Genomic DNA, 17,655 nt, shown 5'->3' with positions numbered 1-17,655 from the left:
GATCTACTCGGCGGCGATGCTGTTGAGTTCCTCGAGCACGCTCTCTTTCTGGAACGGCTTTGTGATGTATCCTTCCGCACCCGCTTTGATCGAGTCTTTCATCTGCTCGGCCTGCTCGACGCTCGTACACATCACGACCTTCGCACTCCCGTCCATATCGGTGATCTCGTCGGTCGCTTCGATGCCGTCTTTGATCGGCATGACGATATCCATAAACACGATATCCGGCTGTTCCTCTTGATACAGTTCGACGGCTTCGACGCCGTTTTCGGCCTCACCGACGATAGTGTGGTCTTCCTCGAGAATTTCTCGAAGGAGATCCCGCATGAACCCAGAATCGTCTGTAATCAGCACGTCCATAGGGGGGTGAATACACCCGGATGACTTAATGATGTTGACCAAAAAAATGACAGCCGAAACGACTTGCCACGTCGACCTCGGCGGCGAACGCTCAGTGCGAGGATAATTAGCTATCCCTGCCGATGGAATTTATATATCGGGAACGAGATAGATCACGCATTGACATCTTCGATCCGTTGGCCGACGATGATCCGTCCCTTGGGTGTGAGCGAAATTCCGCTGCCGTTCTCGACGATGAGATCTTTGTTTTTGACCGAGTTCAACACGTTCGTCACGTAGGCGGGGTCGCCATCGAGCATGTTGGTGAAATCGATGTCGCCACCGGTCGCGTGGATGCCGACGAGGACGCGTTTTTCGGGATTTGTCAGCTCGATATCCTCGACTTCCTCACGCAGCTCGTCGAACTCGAGGCGGAGGAACCGCGCCAGCAGGTTCACGTACTGGCTCTTCGAGGGGGCGATCAGTGATGTCTTCGTGAGTCCGGCGTCATCGATCGATTTGACGACGAGCGTGATCCGGTCGTCACGTTTCCCGAGTTTGTTCGCGCGGTCGATGTTCATGACGCTCTCGATATCGATACTCACTGGGCCCGTCTCGGTCGAAATTTCGATCGATCGCCGTTTGATCTGGAGCGTGCCGGTGGCTGCGGAGGTCTCTTTGACTCGACCGCCGACCCGTGCAGGGTGTTTGACCGCGACGGAGCGGCCGTTCAACAGGCATCGAAACAGGATTGCGACGAACGTCTCTAACGTCTCGCTTTCGCTCTCGATGACCGCACTTTCGACGCCGGTCGGACTGTCGTAGCCGACCGTTACGGTATCGTCGAAGAACTGTTTGACGTGATTCGGGACGGAACCGACGTTGATGTCGATCACGTTCGAGAGAGGAATCGTCGTCTTGTCGTCGCTGGTCGCGAGGACTAATCGACGTTTCGTCAAGATGATGCGACCGTTCGTCGGTGTCCCGCCGGCACCATCGCCACTGTTGAGGAAAAATCGACCAGTGAAGTCCGCGACGATGTCTTCGGTCATGGCGTCTGTGTTGGATGGGAAACCGAACGACGGGGACGGCGGCCGATCCGTCGTCGTACCTACAGTTCATTCTGTTGTGGACGTATATATCTCTTTACGTACTGGTCTACAATGGAGTCGGGCAGCCCAGTGGGCTACCGCAGGCGGCCTCATACAGATGACTGTACCGATGTACCGGCGCAACCGCGACCCCCGGGCGGCAGGTGCGCCGAAACTGACGGACAGGAAACCGTATCACTCGGTGAGACGACGAACTTCGGCGTCGACCTCGTCGATCAGTTCGCGAAGCTGCTCGTTGGCGTCGGCTATCGCCGCGATCTCCCGTTCGACTTCTTGGGCCTGTTCCATCGTCGTATCGGTCATACTCGCGACCTCCTCGGTGCTTGCTGCCTGTTCGTCGGTCGCCATCGCGACTTCTGCGATACCACTGCTTGCCTCGCCGACCGTTTCCTCGATCCGCGCGAGGTTGTCGACCGTCTGCTCGACGAACTCGACGCCGTCTGAAATCTCGTCGGTCGCCATCTCGAGACTCTCGACAGTGTCTTCCGTATCCGCCTGAATCTGCTCGACCATCGTCTCGATCGTCGTCGCTTCCTCCTGGGACTCTTCGGCGAGCGTCTTGACCTCGTCGGCGACGACGGCGAAGCCGTCGCCAGCCTCGCCGGCAGTTGCTGCTTCGATCGAGGCGTTGAGCGCGAGTAAGTTCGTCTGATCGGCGATGTCGTTGATCACCTCGACGACCTCGTCGATCCGCTGGACGCTTTCTCGCAACTCCTCGACGTCGTCGGCCACGTCGGTGGCCGCCGCTTCGACGCGCTCCATCTTCTCGATCGCTGACTGTGCCGTCTCCGTCGTCTCCCCCGCGATCTCCTCGGCGCGCTCGCTGGTCTCGCTGACCGTCTCGGCGTTCGACGCGATCTCTTCGACCGTCGCCGAGAGACTCGAGACCTCGCTCGCGACGTCGCCCATCGCCGTCGATTGTTCGCCGGCCAGCGAGTGAATTTCGGTCGATCGCTCCTCGACGTCCGTCGACTGTTCGCGAAGCTCCGTCACCGAGTCCGTCACGTTTTCGGCGACCTCGGTCCGGCGCTCGAGTTCGGCCTCGACGTCGGCATAGGAGTCGATATACGTGTCCATCACCGTCTGCTGATCGAGCGAGAGGAGTTTGATCACCGACAGCAGATCGCCGGTGAGGTCGTCGACGACGGCAGTGGCCGCCGAGAGCGGGACGACGGGCTCGTCGTCGGGTACGGAGTCACGATCAGCAGCCGAATCCTGCGTGGTGTCGTCCGCCCCTGGGCGCTCCTCGACAGTGTCCGTCGACGGATGGTCGACGGCCGACGACTCGAGGCGACCGTGCGCGTCCTCACCGATGGCTCCGAGAATCCCCTCGTAGTAGATGGTATAGGCACCGAGGTAGAATTTCGGCCCCAGATCGAGCATATCGTGAAGCTTGCCGACGCGAGCGCGCTGGTCGAAATACGACTGCCCGTACTCGCCGCTCCCGAGGTCAGTGAGATACCGACGCTGTGATCGCTTGAGTTGCTCGACCCCCTTCGAGGACGACGCCAGAATTGCGTCCGATTCGGCGTGAGACTGCAGATGATCGTAGAACTCCTCGACGAGGTCGTCGGCGATCCGATCGAACAGTGGTGCCATCGACTCGAGTCGGTCGGCGTCAGCGTCGTCGAAGCCCGTAAACTCCTTTCGCCACTCGATCTCTCGTGAGTCGATCCCAAGATCTGCAGTCAGCACGTCGCCGTCGACTGATTTCCGATCCGAATCCGTAATCTTATATTCTGTCGCAGGGCTGGCCATCACCCCTATTTAATGGATGGGTAGTATATTTTTACTGGCCGCCGTGGCTGTGTGGCTGTGCGTGGTCGGAACAAATCGACCGACGGTGTGACGGACGAGAAGTGCGATAGCAGCGAAAGTCCCAGTCGAGGGGTGTGTCTCCGCCGGCGTGTGCCGCTACTCCTCGTCAGCGATCGCCCCTCGAGCGACCGCCACGAGTTCTGCCACTTCGAGTCCCTCGCGACGGGCGTAGACGACGGCGGCGGCTTCGATCGTCACGCCGAGGTCTTGCTGGAGGCTGTTGATCGCGCCGACGGCCTCGTGTTTTTCGACGCCGTCGGCGACGAGGGCCTCGAGGACGCGCTCGAAGGCAGATCGCTCGCGAAGCAGCTCCTCGTCGGGGACGAACTCCTCCGGGATCGTCATGTCGGCCGGCGAAAAGGTCGCGACGAGGTCGCCATCGTCGTGCTCGAGTAGCCCTTCCCGAGTCGCGACATCGATCAGGCGCTTGGTCTGGTCGGGCGAGAACCAGTCCCGATCGAGTGAGAGCGCAACGACGAACTCGCTCTCTTCGAGACGCAGTGTGCCGTGTTGGACGAACGGCGCGGCGACGGCGACCCGGAGACTCATCGATCAGCAGTTGCTCGAGGGGTGAAAAAACTGTGGCGATTAGTCGCGACACCGAGTCGGCGATTCGGCTCGTGCCGTCGCCGGTCGGTCAATCCGAGGCACGGCCGCCGCCGTTGCGGTCGGCTCGAGACGGTGGCGGGAACTCAGCTGTCGGTGACTCCGGCGGCTCGGGAAGAACACAGCGGTCGGGCTCGCGGTTGACGTGTTCGTACTGTCGTGGAGCATTCGCAAGCGGGTGGGCGGGATTGTCGTCGCTGTCGATGCGTGCGGCCCGCACCTCACCGAAGCCGTTGAGGCGAGCCTGGATGCCGCGCCAATGATAGCGCGTTTCTGTCGGAATCGAAATCTGGCGGGGGGGCGTGCCGTCGGGATAGCTCGTCGCGAGGACGGTGTTGTTCACGTTGCTGGCGAGCGTATCGTGGTCGACGAGGACGCCGATACTGGCGTCTCGAGGGGCACGAGCGGCGAGGACATCGAGACCGAGATGGAGCGCTCGATACTCGGCGACGTTGTTGTCCGGCGGCATATCCGGCGTCGCGAGTCTGGCGACGCGCGTGCCGTCGCGCGTTTCGATGACGGCGCCCAGGCCGCCACCGCCATTCCGGAAGGACCCGTCGGTAGCGACGTAGAAGTCACGATGATGGGTCCGCGGTGGATGGGCGATATGCGGTGTGGGCGACTCGTCGAACAGGTCCCGCAGTGCGGACCGGCCGTGAGCGGCCATACCTACAGTAGGCGAGCTAGGGAACTTAAATTTGTGGCAGGAATCACGTCGTGCGAACTACCACCGTAATAGATTGTAGATCGTATTCCAAGAGTGGACATTAGTGTACATATTGTTCATCCACCAGCAATGATTATCAACATATATAAATAACCGCCCAACGAGTTTAAAGAGTATGCAGGGTGCTGACAGAACAACCGCCGACCGCCGAACCGTCCTGAAGCTCTCCGGGGTCGCTGGTGCAGCCAGCCTCACGGGAATCGCCGGCTGTCTCGACGATGGAGCCGTCGATGACGCAGACGAACTCGTCATCACACAGGGCGAGTTCATCGAGAACCCGGATCCGAACGACCACATCACCGGGCCGTACTTCAACGTTCTCGATCCCGTCTACGAACCGTTGTTCGACGTGACGCCGGAGTTCGAGTTCCAGCCCCGCGTCGTCGACGACTGGGAGGACATGGGTGACGGCACGGCCGAACTCACGATTCGCGACGATGTCGTCTTCCACAACGGCGACGACCTGACCGCCGAAGATGTCGCCTACACGTTCAACCGGATGATCGATCCCGAGCTCGGGGTCGAAAGCGACCAGGCCGCCGGTCTCGGTGCGATCGATGGCGCCGAGGCACTCGACGAGACGACCGTCAGCCTCGAGCACAACGTCGCGCCGTCGCTTGCGGAGTACGAGTACGCCAACTACGGGCGCGCAGTGAACCAAGAGTGGATCGAGGGACAGGACCAGCCGATCGCCGGCAGCGACGCCGACGCGTTCAACGGCACCGGACCGTTCGAAGTCGTCGAGTACGAACCCGACGTCCAACTCGTCCTCGAGCCGTTCGACGACTACTGGGGCGAGGTGCCGGACTTCGATCGCGTCACGTTCAACGCCGACGGCGAATCCAGCGGTCGCGCAAACGCCCTCCAGGCGGGCGAGAGCGACATCGTCGACAACGTCATTCCGGAAGATGTCTCGACCGTCGACGAGGCCGACGGCGTCGAGATTCGCAACGAGACGAGCCTTCGGAACGTCTTCCTTGTGATGAAATCCGGCGTCGAACCGTTCGACAGCCAAGAGTTCCGCCAGGCGATGAACTACGCCGTCGACAACGAGGGTATCATCGACAGCGTCCTCGGCGGCTTCGCTGACCCGATGACCCAGCCGATTCCCGAGGGCGTCTTCGGGTTCAATCCCGATCTCGATCCGTACTCTCAGGACATAGAACGGGCGGAAGAGCTCGTCGAGGAAAGCGGCTACGCGGGCGCCGAAATTACCCTTCACGCGCCGGAAGGCCGGTATCTCAACGACGCCGACGTCGCCCAGACCGCAGCCGACCATATCGACCAGCTCGAGAACGTCGACTGCGACATCGACATCGTGCCGTTCCCCGACATCTCCGACGCGAACAGTGCCGGCTACGACGACGAAAACATGCCCTTTTTCCTGATCGGATGGGGCGTCATTACGGGCGACTCCGACTACGGACTCGCGCCGTTTTTCACCGAGGAGGCGGCACTCGAGACGCTTCGCAACGAGGACATCTCCGAGGCCATCCTCGAGAGCCAGGAAGTCGAAGACGAAGACGAACGCGAACAGCTGCTCCAGGACATCAACGAGGAGCTTCGCGAGGAAGCCCCCTGGGTCTTCCTCCACTCCCAGGACAGCGTCTACGGCGTTCGTGACGACCTCGAGTGGGAGCCACGAACCGACGAGAGTATTTACCTCTGGGATATCAACTAGGATCGAATCGGCTACGGGCCGTGGATCGGCCCGTCGAAACTGACTCAGCTATGACCACGTTCGAACGGTTGCTCGCTCGCTAATGTCCTTTGGAAAGTTCTTACTCAAGCGATCGCTGCAGGGACTCGTCGTCATCTGGGGTGTCGTGACCGTGCTGTTCGGTCTCCGGGCGATTACGCCCGGCGATCCCGTCAACCTCATCGTCGATCCGGCAGTCGATCAGGCCACTCGAGATCGAATTCGCGAAGAACTCGGGCTCGATCAGCCGATATACGTACAGTACGTCGATTATTTGCAGGATCTGCTCGTCGGCGATCTCGGCTACTCCTACCAGTCGAGCCGACCGGTGACGACGATGGTTCTCGAACGGGTTCCGGCGACGCTCGAGCTGGCGGTCGCCGCGACGGTCATCGCGCTCGTCATCGCGATTCCCCTCGGCGTTATCAGCGGGACCAGACGCAACGAGCCGGCCGATTACGGCGCGACGTCGTTTTCGCTGGTCGGGATTAGTACGCCGAACTTCTGGCTTGGCATCATGCTGATCCTGTTGCTTGCGGTCCAGATCGACATTTTCCCGACCGGACGCCGGCCGGTCGCGTTCCACGACGCGCTGTGGACGTTTCTGACGACGTTCTACGTCGGCGACCTACTGACGTGGCTCCATCACATCATCTTGCCAGCGGTCACGCTGGGAACGTACTTTACCGCGCTGATAACGCGGTTGACCAGAAGCGGCATGTTAGACGAGTACGGCAAGCCCTACGTGACCGCGACCGAGGCGAAGGGGATCCCGGGCGTATTGATCCGGTACAAACACGTCCTGCGTAACACGATGATCCCGATTATTACCGTGCTCGGACTCCAGTTCGGGACCTTGCTCGGTGGCGCGGTCGTTACCGAGACGGTCTTTTCTTGGCCGGGGCTCGGATTGCGACTCATCGACGGGATCAACAACCTCGACTGGCCGCTCATCCAGGGGATCATCATCTTCATCGGCATCAGCTACGTCGTCATCAACATCGCCGTCGACGCGATCTACGCGAAACTCAATCCGCGGGTGATTGACGAATGATTTCGGATCGAATCAAGTCGAACCTCTCACGCGAATTCCGCGAGAGTTTGCTTGCGAAAGTCGGACTCGTGTTGCTCGTCGCAATTCTGATCATGGGGCTGTTTGCGCCGGTACTGGCGACCCACAACCCCCACACGACGGGCTACTTCGACGACGACGGGAACGCCTATCCGCCGATGGGCGTCTCCTACGACAGCCATCAGTGGGTAGACGGCGAGCGCGTGACCTACACCGCCGAACCCAGCGCCGACCATTACCTCGGGACGAACAACATCGGGCAGGACGTCTTCTCGCGCCTGCTGTTCGGTGCTCGGACGTCGCTGATGGTCGGCGTCTTCGGCACCGGCCTCGCCGTCCTCATCGGCGTTCCGTTCGGGCTGGTCTCGGGCTACTACGGCGGCCGGGTCGACGACGCCATGATGCGCGTCGCCGACATAATGCTTGCGTTCCCCTCGCTCGTGTTAGCGCTGGCGCTGATCGGCGTCATGGGATCGTTGACGATACCGATACCTGACCCGTTCGTATTCGCCGGCGTAGCCGACGGGATGCCCGCCTCGACACCCTTACCCGGGACGGTAACCCTCGTCGTCGGGTTAGTCACCTGGGTCTGGTTCGCCAGGGTCGCTCGCGGCGAGGCTATGTCGATCCGCAACGAGGAGTACGTCAAAGCCGCACGGAGTCTCGGTGCGAACGATCGTGAGATACTACTCAAACACGTCCTGCCGAACAGCCTGACGCCGGTGATCGTCCTCGCGACGATCCAGGTCGCCGCGATCATCCTCCTCGAGAGCTCACTCTCCTATCTCGGGTTTTCCGGAACGACGCTGTCCTGGGGTTACGAGATCCAGCAAGGGCAGGATTATCTGCGGACTGCCTGGTGGGTCTCGACGGTTCCGGGTATCGGCATTGTCCTGTCGGTGATCAGCATCAACTTGCTCGGCGACTGGCTTCGCGACTCGCTCGATCCGAACATCGAGGGTGAAGGAGGTGGCGCCGGATAACCATGACAGAGGAACTACTCCGCATCAACGGCCTCTCGACGCGATTCTTTACGGAACAGGGACAGGTAAACGCCGTCGACAACTTCGACCTGCGGATCGACCGCGGCGACGTGTTCGGCATCGTCGGCGAGAGCGGCAGCGGGAAGAGCGTTACCGCGCGCTCGATCGTCGACCTGATCGAGTCGCCCGGCGAGATCACGGACGGCGAGATCTGGTACAACGAACCCGACCTCGCCGACGCGGTCCGTGAAGACCGGCCGGAGGCCGTCGACGGGACGTTCGTCGACCTCCGTCGGATCTCGCCGGAGAGGCGACGATCGCTTCGTGGAACATCCTTCAGCATGATCTTTCAGGATCCCGAGAGCAGCTTCAACCCCAGCCTCACGGTCGGCGAACAGATCGCCGAAGCCGTCGAGGTCCAGCGTCGAGCCAGCGCGAATCCGCGCTCGACCCGCGCTCGGACCCGATCCGAGGAGTACTCGCTCGGTTCGTTCGTGCTCTCCTCGTTTCTCCCCTCGAAAAGGTACGTCACCGAGGCCAGTCGCGAGCGGGCGATCGAACTCCTCGAGCTGGTGGGCATTCCCGATCCGGTCGAGCGAGCCGACGAGCATCCCCACGAGTACTCCGGTGGGATGCTCCAGCGGGCGATGATCGCACAAGCGCTGGCCGGCGAGCCGGACGTGCTCGTCGCCGACGAGCCGACGACGGCGCTGGACGTCACGATTCAGGCACAGGTCCTGGATCTGCTCGACGAGCTCCAATCGGAGACGGGGATGACCATCCTGCTGATTACGCACAACCTCGGCGTTATCGCACGGATGTGCGACCGCGTCGGCGTGATGTACGCCGGCGAGATCGTCGAACGCGGCACCCTCGAGGACGTCTTCGACGACCACGTCCATCCCTACACCGAGGGGTTACTCGGCTCGATTCCGGACATCGAGGGCGAGGCCGGGCGTCTCCAGCCGATCGATGGCAATGTCCCCAGTCTCCTCGATCACGAGATGGGTGATCGGTGTCACTTCGCGGATCGCTGCCCGAACGCGATGGAGGATTGCCTCGAGCATCCACCGGAGTACGACGCGGAGGGCTCGAACGACCACGCCGTTCGCTGCGTGCTCGCAGCCCAGGAGTACGACGAGCGCCGAGCGATCCCCGACGGCTACTTCGACGAGACACGCCCCGCCGGGGACAAACACGTCGATCCCGAAGACGCGGACGAGGGCCCGACCGTCGACGAGCCACAACGCCCGCTCGAGGAGCCCGGAGGTGAGTCGCCGTGAGCGCCGAGACGCCACCGACCAGCCAGCCGCTGGTCAGCGTCGACGGCCTCGAGAAGTACTTCTGGGAGAACGACTCCGTGCTCGATCGACTGTTCGGCGACGAACCGGTCGCGGTGCGGGCCGTCGACGGCCTGACGTTCGACATTCACGAGGGTGAAACGCTCGGTCTCGTCGGCGAATCCGGTTGCGGGAAGTCGACCGCGGGCGAGACCCTACTCCGACTGCAAGAGCCCACCGACGGTCGCGTCGAATTCGACGGCGACAACGTCTACGACCTCGAGGGAAGCGACCTCACCGAGTTTCGTCGGGACGCACAGGTGGTCTTCCAGGACCCCTTCTCGAGTCTCGATCCCCGCATGACTATCGGCGACATCGTTCAGCAGCCACTCGACATCCACGATGTCGGTCCCACAGACGAACGACGCCAGCGGGTCCGAGACCTCTTCGAGCGGGTCGGACTCTCCGTCGACCAACTCGATCGCTACCCCCACGAGTTCTCCGGCGGCCAGCGCCAGCGTATCGGCATCGCTCGTGCTCTCGCCCTCGAGCCCGAGTTTCTCGTCTTAGACGAGCCGACGAGCGCACTCGACGTCTCGGTGCAGGCACAGGTGTTGAATCTCCTCGCCGACTTACAGGACGAGTTCGATCTGACCTACCTGCTTATCAGTCACAACCTCTCGGTGATTCGCCATATCTGTGATCGAGTCGCCGTGATGTACCTCGGTGAAATCGTCGAGATCGGCCCCGTCGAGGATATCTTCGAGGCGCCGAAACACCCCTACACAGAGGCCCTGCTGGCGAGTGTCCCCCGCGCGTCGACCGACGAACGCGAGCGCGATCGACAGACGCTCGCCGGCGATGTCCCTTCACCACGGAATCCGCCGAGTGGCTGTCGGTTTCGGACCCGCTGTCCGATGGTCATCCCGCCTGACGACCTCGAGATCGACCAGGAGGACTACCGGGCGATCATGAATTTGCGCGAGCGAATCGAACGACGGGATATCTCGCTCGAGACCGTCGGCGGCGACGAGGAATTCGAATTCACGGACGGCTCGATTCCACCGGCCGATGTCGACGCCTTCGTCGACGCGCTGCGCGAGCGAGTGCTCGATCGAGAGCTGCCGGCCCGACACGCCGAACTCGTCGACGGCGCGCTCGCGGAACTGGCGTCGACGGACTGGGACGCGGCTGGGACGCAGTTACGAGAGGTCTACGCGAGCGTCTGCGAACGCGATCGCCCCGATCTTGGCGAGGATGGGCATCCAGTCGCCTGTCATCTCTACGCGGACAACGAATGCGAAACTCTCGAAAACGTGCGTTGAGAGGGCTGTAACGTCGGGTTCGACCTCACTCGATGGTATCATCGAGCGTGAGATATACAATCACTAATATCTATCACCAATCTGTGTTGGCAGTAGGTGTAAGCCCCCACAGTTCATGTCTCAGTATATGAGCCAATTGAGCGGTGCCCGAATGGACGACGCCTGTTCGCTCCTGGCCGAGCCGGAACGCCGATACGTCCTGTATCAGCTCAGCGAGCACCAGGAAACCACCCTCGAGGATGTCGTGAGCCAGGTTGCCGCGTGGAAACACGACGAACTCGCTGGCGAGGTCGATTCCGAGATCAGACAGCACGTCTACGTCTCGCTCGTCCACAACCATCTCCCGCGGCTCGCGGACTACGACATTATCGACTACGACCTTCGAAGCGGAGATATCGTCCTCGTCGACGGCTTCGACGATATCAAGCCGCTGCTCGAGCAGTTCCGCCAGACCGAAGCCATTCCGGAACTGCGCACGCGACCGGCGCTGTGAGACACACCCCGTTCGGATCGACCGCTCGTTCACCACTGATACGGTTTACTGTAAGTCATTGCCGGCGCAACCGCGACCCGGGCGGCGGTTGCGCCGGTAAATCGTTACAGCAATCCGTATGACGCATCCAGTTTGCTGTACCGATTTACTGGTTCGACTGCAGGACGGGTCGCGGTCGCGCCGGTAATAACCTCCAACAGACCGTCTCAGACGCTCTCTCGTACCGCGGTTCGGCGCAACCGCGGCCATCCTGCAAGTTTACCAGCGAATCGGTACAACTGACTGCCTTCTCGTGGCTGGAACGGTCGTTCGATCCACTCCAACAGTCAGCCTGAAACGAAATATATAGGACCGTCCTGACGAGAGCACTGCTGTGAGTCGGTACCGAAACGCCGCGTTCTTTCTGACATTGGCGGCCATCTGGGGATCGGCATTCGTCGCGATCAGCGCCGGCCTCGAATACTTTCCACCAGTCCTCTTTGCGGCACTCCGGTACGATATCGCCGGGATACTCATGCTCCTGTATGCACTCTACGCCGTCGATCACTGGCGACCTCGGGGACTTGAGGAGTGGGTGGTCGTCGCGGTGGGCGCGACGCTGTTGATCGCCGCCTATCATGCGTTTCTGTTCGTTGGCCAGCAACATACCACCGCGGCCGCCGCGGCGATCCTCGTCAGTCTCTCGCCGGTGTTGACGACTGGATTCGCCCGCGCCCTGATGCCCGCGGACGCGCTCTCGACCGTCGGCGTGCTCGGCGTCCTCGTCGGTCTCGTCGGCGTCGCCGTCATCTCTCAGCCCGACCCCGCGAATCTGTTGGCGACCGATTTCGTGGCGAAACTGTTGGTCTTCTGTGCGGCCGCGTCGTTCGCTCTCGGGGCCGTCCTCACGCGGCGGCTCGAGGCCGACCTGCCGATCGAGACGATGGAAGCCTGGTCGATGCTCGGCGGGGCGGCGCTGATGCACCTCGTGAGCCTCGCCCTTGGTGAACCGATCGAACCAGCAACGTGGGCCCAACCCGAGGCGATCGGCGCACTCGGCTATCTCGCGGTCGTCGCGAGCGCGCTCGGCTTTCTGCTGTACTTCGACCTACTCGATCGGCTGGGTGCCGTCGAGATCAACATGGTTTCCTACGTCGCGCCGATTTTCGCGGCCCTCGTCGGCTGGCTCTACCTCGGCGAGATCGTCGACGCGACGACGGTGGCCGGCTTCTGTCTCATCGTCGTCGGGTTCGTCCTCGTCAAACGCGAGGCGATCGGCGCGGAACTCACTCACCGACGTGGTCACTCGAGTCCCGACGATTGACCCACTACCCAACCGACGATATCGATACGACCCGAGTCGACCGTGCGCAGTTATCGGCGATGCGATCGTCCGACGTACAACGCCCCGATAGTACACGCCACGAGCAGGACGAATAGACTCGCCGACCGCCACGTACGTAATCCATACAGGACCAGCAAGACGAGCACCATGGAGAGGATAATCCCCACCCAGAAACTGCCTCTTCGAATTCGATCCGCCTGGGGTGGAACGAGCCGCTCGAGTCGCCCACGGGTAGATGGTTGCGAGTCGTCGCTCTCTGTCGGCGCGTCGCCGTCTCGACGCGAAACCGGCTTCGAGCCGGATCGAGAACGGGTACTCGAGGAGTCGGTCATCGTCTCACCGTCGTCCGTCGAGGGTCGGTGTCGCCGTATATAGACGGACACGACCGTTTCTCCGCGCCAGATTCAGTTCACTCGAGTTTGCTCGGCCGTCGTGGTCTCGGGAGGCCGGTCGCTACTGGTCGATCACACACCGGGAGGAACGTACCGAAGCGCGGCGAGCGATGATACCGGAGTCCAGTCGGTAAGGGCCGCTTACTGGAAGCCGATCCGGCTGCCGCGACGTCCCGTCGGATCGGGACCGGCCGAACCGCCCTGGAACTCCTCTTCGATCCGCTCGTAGTAGTCCAGGATGTCGTCGGTGATCGTCGGACGAACGTTTTCCATCGCCTGACGGAAGTGGCGCATCTCGACGATATCCGCCTCGTGGTCCTCACGAAGCGCCTCGATCGCCGCCTCGCGAGCGATCGACTCGAGGTCACTGCCGACGTAGCCGTCCGTGATCTCGGCGATTTCACGGAGCGTCACGTCGGCGGCCAGGGGCGTATCCTGCGTGTGGATCTCGAGGATTCGCTCGCGACCCTCGACGTCGGGTTCGCCGATCATGACGAGTCGGTCGAATCGACCGGATCGCAGGAGTGCGGGGTCGATCATGTCCGGCCGGTTGGTCGCTGCGACGACCATCACGTCTTCCATCTCCTCGAGCCCGTCGAGCTCGGTCAGCAGCTGGTTGACGACGCGTTCGGAGACGTTCGAGCCGACCTCGCCGCCCCGCCCGGGTGCGAGCGCGTCGAGTTCGTCGAAGAAGATGACCGTCGGCGAGACCTGCCGCGCTTTGCGGAAGGTCTGGCGGATGGCCTTCTCCGACTCGCCGACCCACTTGCTGAGCAGTTGCGGCCCCCGCACGGAGATGAAGTTCGCGTTCGTCTCGTTGGCGACCGCTTTCGCCATCAGCGTCTTCCCGGTGCCGGGCGGGCCGTAGAGCAAGACGCCGGCCGGCGGATCGATGCCCAGCCGGTCGAAGCGTTCGGCGTTGTTCAGCGGCCACTCGACCGACTCCTGGACCTGGTCTTTGGCCTCGTGGAGGCCGCCGACGTCGTCCCACGAGATCTTCGGGAGTTCGACCAGCACCTCCCGCATCGCCGAGGGTTCGACCTCGTTGAGGGCGCCACGGAAGTCCTCGCGCTTGACGATCATCCGGTCGATCAGGCTCGGCGGGATGTCCTCCTCGTCGAGATCGATCTCGGGGAGGTACCGCCGGAGCGCCTTCATCGCGGCTTCCTTCGTCAGGCTCTCTATATCCGCGCCGACGAAGCCGTGGGTTTCGTCGGCCAGGTGGCCGAGGTTGACGTCATCGGAGAGGGGCATCCCGCGGGTGTGGATCTGGAGGATCTCCTCGCGACCCACCTCGTCGGGGACACCGATCTCGATTTCGCGGTCGAAGCGACCGGGACGACGCAGTGCCGGATCGACCGAATCGACCCGATTTGTGGCGGCGATGACGATGACCTGACCGCGAGCCTCCAAACCGTCCATCATCGTCAGCAACTGGGCGACGACGCGGCGTTCGACCTCGCCCGTGACGTCTTCGCGTTTGGGTGCGATGGAGTCGAGTTCGTCGATGAAGATGATCGCGGGTGACTCCTCGCTCGCGTCCTCGAAGATCTCCCGGAGTTGCTGTTCGGATTCGCCGTAGTACTTCGAGATGATCTCGGGGCCGGCGATGGAGAAGAAACTCGCCGAGGTCTCGTTGGCGACGGCTTTCGCCAGCAGGGTCTTGCCGGTGCCGGGCGGCCCGTGGAGCAAGACGCCCTGTGGCGGTTCGATCCCCAGTTTCTTGAAGATCTGAGGGTGTTTCATCGGCAACTCGACCATCTCGCGCACGCGCTGGATCTCGCTCTGGAGCCCCCCGATATCCTCGTAGGTGATCCCACCACCGGTCTTCTCGAAGCCCGAGATGGGTTCTTCGCGGAGTTCGACGTCGGTATCCTCGGTGATGAGGACGACATCGTCGGGTTCGGTCTCGACGGCGATCAGCGGGATCGCCTGGCCGGGCGAGCGCATGAACGGATGGTTCGTCGAGGACATGACGGGAACGATGTCCCGACCCACCACGGGCCGTTTGAGGATCTGGCGTTTGACCATGCCAGCGGCGTCGGAACCGAACTGAACCGAGGCCTCTTCCGGCGGCGCGAGGACGAGACTCTCGGCTTTCGTCGCTTCTGCCTTCCGGATCGTCACCCGCTCGCCGATCCCCACGTCGGCGTTTTGCCGGGTGAAGCCGTCGATGCGGACGGTGTCCGTGTTCCAGTCCTGCCGGTCAGCCCGCCAGACCTTCGCGGCGGTGGTGTCTGCACCTTCAATTTCGATAATGTCGCCCGGACTGAGCTTCAAATGCAACAGCGTGTCCGGGTCGAGTCGGGCGATACCACGACCCGAGTCGTTCGGGTATGCCTTCGCGACCTCCAGTTGAACTTCGTTCATGATTCGGGATGGACGGCGATGTCTGTGAATCCGATTCGTGTGCGGATAGGCTTTTTGCTACCCTTCACTATGCCAGATGCTACCATCTCGAACGAGGGCTGGAAGATACATAGACGTGTCGACCCCGGAGCGTTTTGGCTCTATCGGGTGGTGTCGGTTTCGGAGTCCCGCTCGGTTTTGACTCGAGGACGCTACAGACAAACACCACGAAGCCCCCGCCGGTATAGTAGCCACTGTAAGTCAATGCACACCTGATCGCACGCCAGCTACACGATCAGTGTGTAAATAGTTGCAGTGGCTACTATATCCGGTCTATGGCCTCGGTACGCGCCTCACTCCCTTCACGGGTCGTACTTCCCCGTTTGCGTTCCGGGGGGCTTTGCCCTCGCTCCGTTCGCGTGCTTTCGTCACCCGTCTTTCCGGATACCGGCAGGCCCATTCGTTCCCACCTGTATCGGCTGGCCGGTCAACAACCGCTGGGTGGGAATGAAAGGGGCTGGCCCGGTCGGTCCCTCCCGGGCGCCGGAAGGACCGCAACGCAGTGAGGACCGCAACGAGCCCCGGACGGTCGAGCGGGTCAGGGGCTTTCGTACTGTTCTCACCGCACACAAACGGCTCGACGGCATATTGGATCCGGCTCACCGACACGATGGATGACTTTTTGACCGTCCCAGTCCGTTCGTCCATATGAGCGTTCTCGCCTTCGACGGCCGGATGGGGGCCAGCGGCGACATGATTCTCGCTGCCCTCCTCGCCGTCGGTGCCAATCCCGACGCCCTCGAGCCGGTCACCGACGCCCTCGAGCTCGAGTACCGAATCGACGACACCGTCAAGTGCGGCATCTCGGCGACGACGGTCGACGTCGTGTTGACGGACCAGGACACCGCCGACCGGGAGGATACCGACCGCGACCACGAGCATTCCGTCGACGATCACGACCACGATCACAGCCACGACGGCCACGAACATACCCACGCCAACTGCGAACACACCCACAACGACCACGAGCACGTCCGCGCGGAGGGTCACGGCCCCCGTCGCAGCTACCTCGAGGTGTGCGACATCGTCGAATCGATGGCCCTCGAGCCGGCGGTCGAACGCGACGCACTCGCCATTTTCGAGTTACTGGGCGAGGCTGAAGCCAGCGTCCACGGCGAAGCACTCGAGGACATCCACTTCCACGAGGTCGGAGCCGACGACGCCATCGCGGATATCGTCGGCGCGGTTCTCCTGGTCCACGACCTCGAGCCCGAGCGCATCGTCACGACCCCGCTCGCGACCGGCGGCGGATCGGTCTCGATGAGCCACGGCGAGTACCCCGTGCCGACGCCCGCGGTGGTCGAAATCGCCGAACGCGCCGACTGGTCGCTCCAGGGTGGGCCCGTCGAGAAAGAACTCCTCACGCCGACCGGTGCGGCGATTCTCGGCCACCTCGCCGACGGCGTCGAGTCGCTGCCCGCCCTCGAGATCCAGTCGTCGGGCTACGGCGCTGGCGGCTACGATCTGGATCCCCACCCGAACGTCCTCCGGGTACTGGTCGGCGAGGGCGACCGGGGGCTGGTGAAAGACGATATCGCGGTGCTCGAGACGAACGTCGACGACGTCTCGCCCGAAATTTTGGGCGGGCTCCAAGAGACGTTAGCCGAGGTCGGCGCTCGAGACGTCTCGATCGTCCCGATGACGATGAAGAAATCCCGGCCGGGCCACCTCGTGAAGGTCATCTGCAAACCCGAGGATCGACAGCGAGTCGCGCGTCGACTGGCCGAAGAGACTGGGACGCTTGGCGTGCGTGAATCGGGTGCGAGCCATCGGTGGATTGCACAGCGGGAGATCGAGACCGTGACGCTCGAGATTGGTGGTGAGGAATACGAGGTGGACGTGAAGATCGCACGTGACGTCGATGGTGAGGTCTACGACGTGAGTGCGGAGTACGAAGATGCGAAGGCAGTTGCTCGGGAAGCAAAAACGGCTATTCGCACTGTGGTTCAGCAGGCCGAGGAAGTGGTATACGGGCCGCTCGATTGGAATTAGCTTAAACAAGTGACATCAATAAACTGAGAGAAATCTGTTACATTTCAGTTGATACTGTCCTGCATACAACTGCCAAATTCTTGT

At 62.1% G+C, this 17,655-nt stretch carries 14 protein-coding genes; 8 read left to right on the top strand and 6 right to left on the bottom strand.

Going from position 1 to position 17,655, the window contains the following annotated elements:
- Positions 1-3 precede the first annotated feature (3 nt).
- The 5 genes from cheY to D8Y22_RS17295 all read right to left on the bottom strand — a co-directional run bounded on the left by cheY (position 4) and on the right by D8Y22_RS17295 (position 4,542).
- The gene (gene cheY / locus D8Y22_RS17315) at positions 4-360 is read right to left on the bottom strand and encodes a chemotaxis protein CheY (protein ID WP_141465941.1); all 357 of its coding nucleotides are present in this window, start codon (positions 358-360) and stop codon (positions 4-6) included.
- Positions 361-512: 152 nt separating this feature from the next.
- Complete coding sequence (locus tag D8Y22_RS17310) at positions 513-1,391, bottom strand: CheF family chemotaxis protein (RefSeq protein ID WP_141465940.1); 879 nt, start codon at positions 1,389-1,391, stop codon at positions 513-515.
- A 234-nt stretch (positions 1,392-1,625) separates the two neighbouring features.
- Complete coding sequence (locus D8Y22_RS17305) at positions 1,626-3,209, bottom strand: globin-coupled sensor protein (RefSeq protein ID WP_141465939.1); 1,584 nt, start codon at positions 3,207-3,209, stop codon at positions 1,626-1,628.
- 156 nt (positions 3,210-3,365) lie between these two features.
- Complete coding sequence (locus tag D8Y22_RS17300; protein WP_141465938.1) at positions 3,366-3,818, bottom strand: DUF2240 family protein; 453 nt, start codon at positions 3,816-3,818, stop codon at positions 3,366-3,368.
- An 88-nt stretch (positions 3,819-3,906) separates the two neighbouring features.
- The gene (locus tag D8Y22_RS17295) at positions 3,907-4,542 is read right to left on the bottom strand and encodes a ribonuclease H family protein (protein WP_141465937.1); all 636 of its coding nucleotides are present in this window, start codon (positions 4,540-4,542) and stop codon (positions 3,907-3,909) included.
- A gap of 175 nt (positions 4,543-4,717) precedes the next feature.
- On the opposite strand from D8Y22_RS17295, the gene D8Y22_RS17290 reads away from it, so the two are divergent.
- From D8Y22_RS17290 to D8Y22_RS17260, 7 genes are all read left to right on the top strand, one after another.
- Positions 4,718-6,283: an ABC transporter substrate-binding protein gene (locus tag D8Y22_RS17290; protein WP_141465936.1), complete on the top strand. Its 1,566-nt coding sequence runs from the start codon at positions 4,718-4,720 to the stop codon at positions 6,281-6,283.
- An 82-nt stretch (positions 6,284-6,365) separates the two neighbouring features.
- Positions 6,366-7,355 carry an ABC transporter permease gene (locus D8Y22_RS17285; RefSeq protein ID WP_141465935.1) on the top strand — a complete coding sequence of 330 codons (990 nt, stop codon included), beginning with the start codon at positions 6,366-6,368 and terminating at the stop codon, positions 7,353-7,355.
- Positions 7,352-8,356, top strand: coding sequence for an ABC transporter permease (locus tag D8Y22_RS17280; RefSeq protein WP_141465934.1), 1,005 nt, complete (start codon positions 7,352-7,354; stop codon positions 8,354-8,356). The genes D8Y22_RS17285 and D8Y22_RS17280 overlap by 4 nt, the downstream gene beginning before the upstream one ends.
- Positions 8,357-8,358: 2 nt before the next feature.
- Entirely contained in the window at positions 8,359-9,639 is a 1,281-nt protein-coding gene (locus tag D8Y22_RS17275) for an ABC transporter ATP-binding protein (RefSeq protein WP_141465933.1), read from the top strand.
- Positions 9,636-10,961, top strand: a complete 1,326-nt coding sequence (locus tag D8Y22_RS17270) for an ABC transporter ATP-binding protein (protein ID WP_141465932.1) — start codon at positions 9,636-9,638, stop codon at positions 10,959-10,961. The genes D8Y22_RS17275 and D8Y22_RS17270 overlap by 4 nt, the downstream gene beginning before the upstream one ends.
- A 127-nt stretch (positions 10,962-11,088) precedes the next feature.
- A complete protein-coding gene (locus tag D8Y22_RS17265) occupies positions 11,089-11,454 on the top strand; it encodes a DUF7344 domain-containing protein (RefSeq protein ID WP_141465931.1) in 366 nt (121 codons plus the stop codon).
- 373 nt (positions 11,455-11,827) lie between these two features.
- A complete protein-coding gene (locus tag D8Y22_RS17260) occupies positions 11,828-12,757 on the top strand; it encodes a DMT family transporter (protein ID WP_141465930.1) in 930 nt (309 codons plus the stop codon).
- Between the two features lie 554 nt (positions 12,758-13,311).
- Here D8Y22_RS17260 and D8Y22_RS17255 read toward each other — a convergent pair.
- Positions 13,312-15,540: a CDC48 family AAA ATPase gene (locus D8Y22_RS17255; protein WP_141465929.1), complete on the bottom strand. Its 2,229-nt coding sequence runs from the start codon at positions 15,538-15,540 to the stop codon at positions 13,312-13,314.
- A gap of 687 nt (positions 15,541-16,227) precedes the next feature.
- Here D8Y22_RS17255 and larC point away from each other — a divergent pair.
- Complete coding sequence (gene larC / locus D8Y22_RS17250) at positions 16,228-17,571, top strand: nickel pincer cofactor biosynthesis protein LarC (protein ID WP_141465928.1); 1,344 nt, start codon at positions 16,228-16,230, stop codon at positions 17,569-17,571.
- The last annotated feature ends 84 nt before the right edge of the window (positions 17,572-17,655 follow it).

This window comes from Salinadaptatus halalkaliphilus (assembly GCF_006543045.1).
GTDB lineage: Archaea > Halobacteriota > Halobacteria > Halobacteriales > Natrialbaceae > Salinadaptatus > Salinadaptatus halalkaliphilus.
Note: the sequence above shows the minus strand (reverse complement) of the source record. Positions and strands in the feature narration are given on the sequence as shown.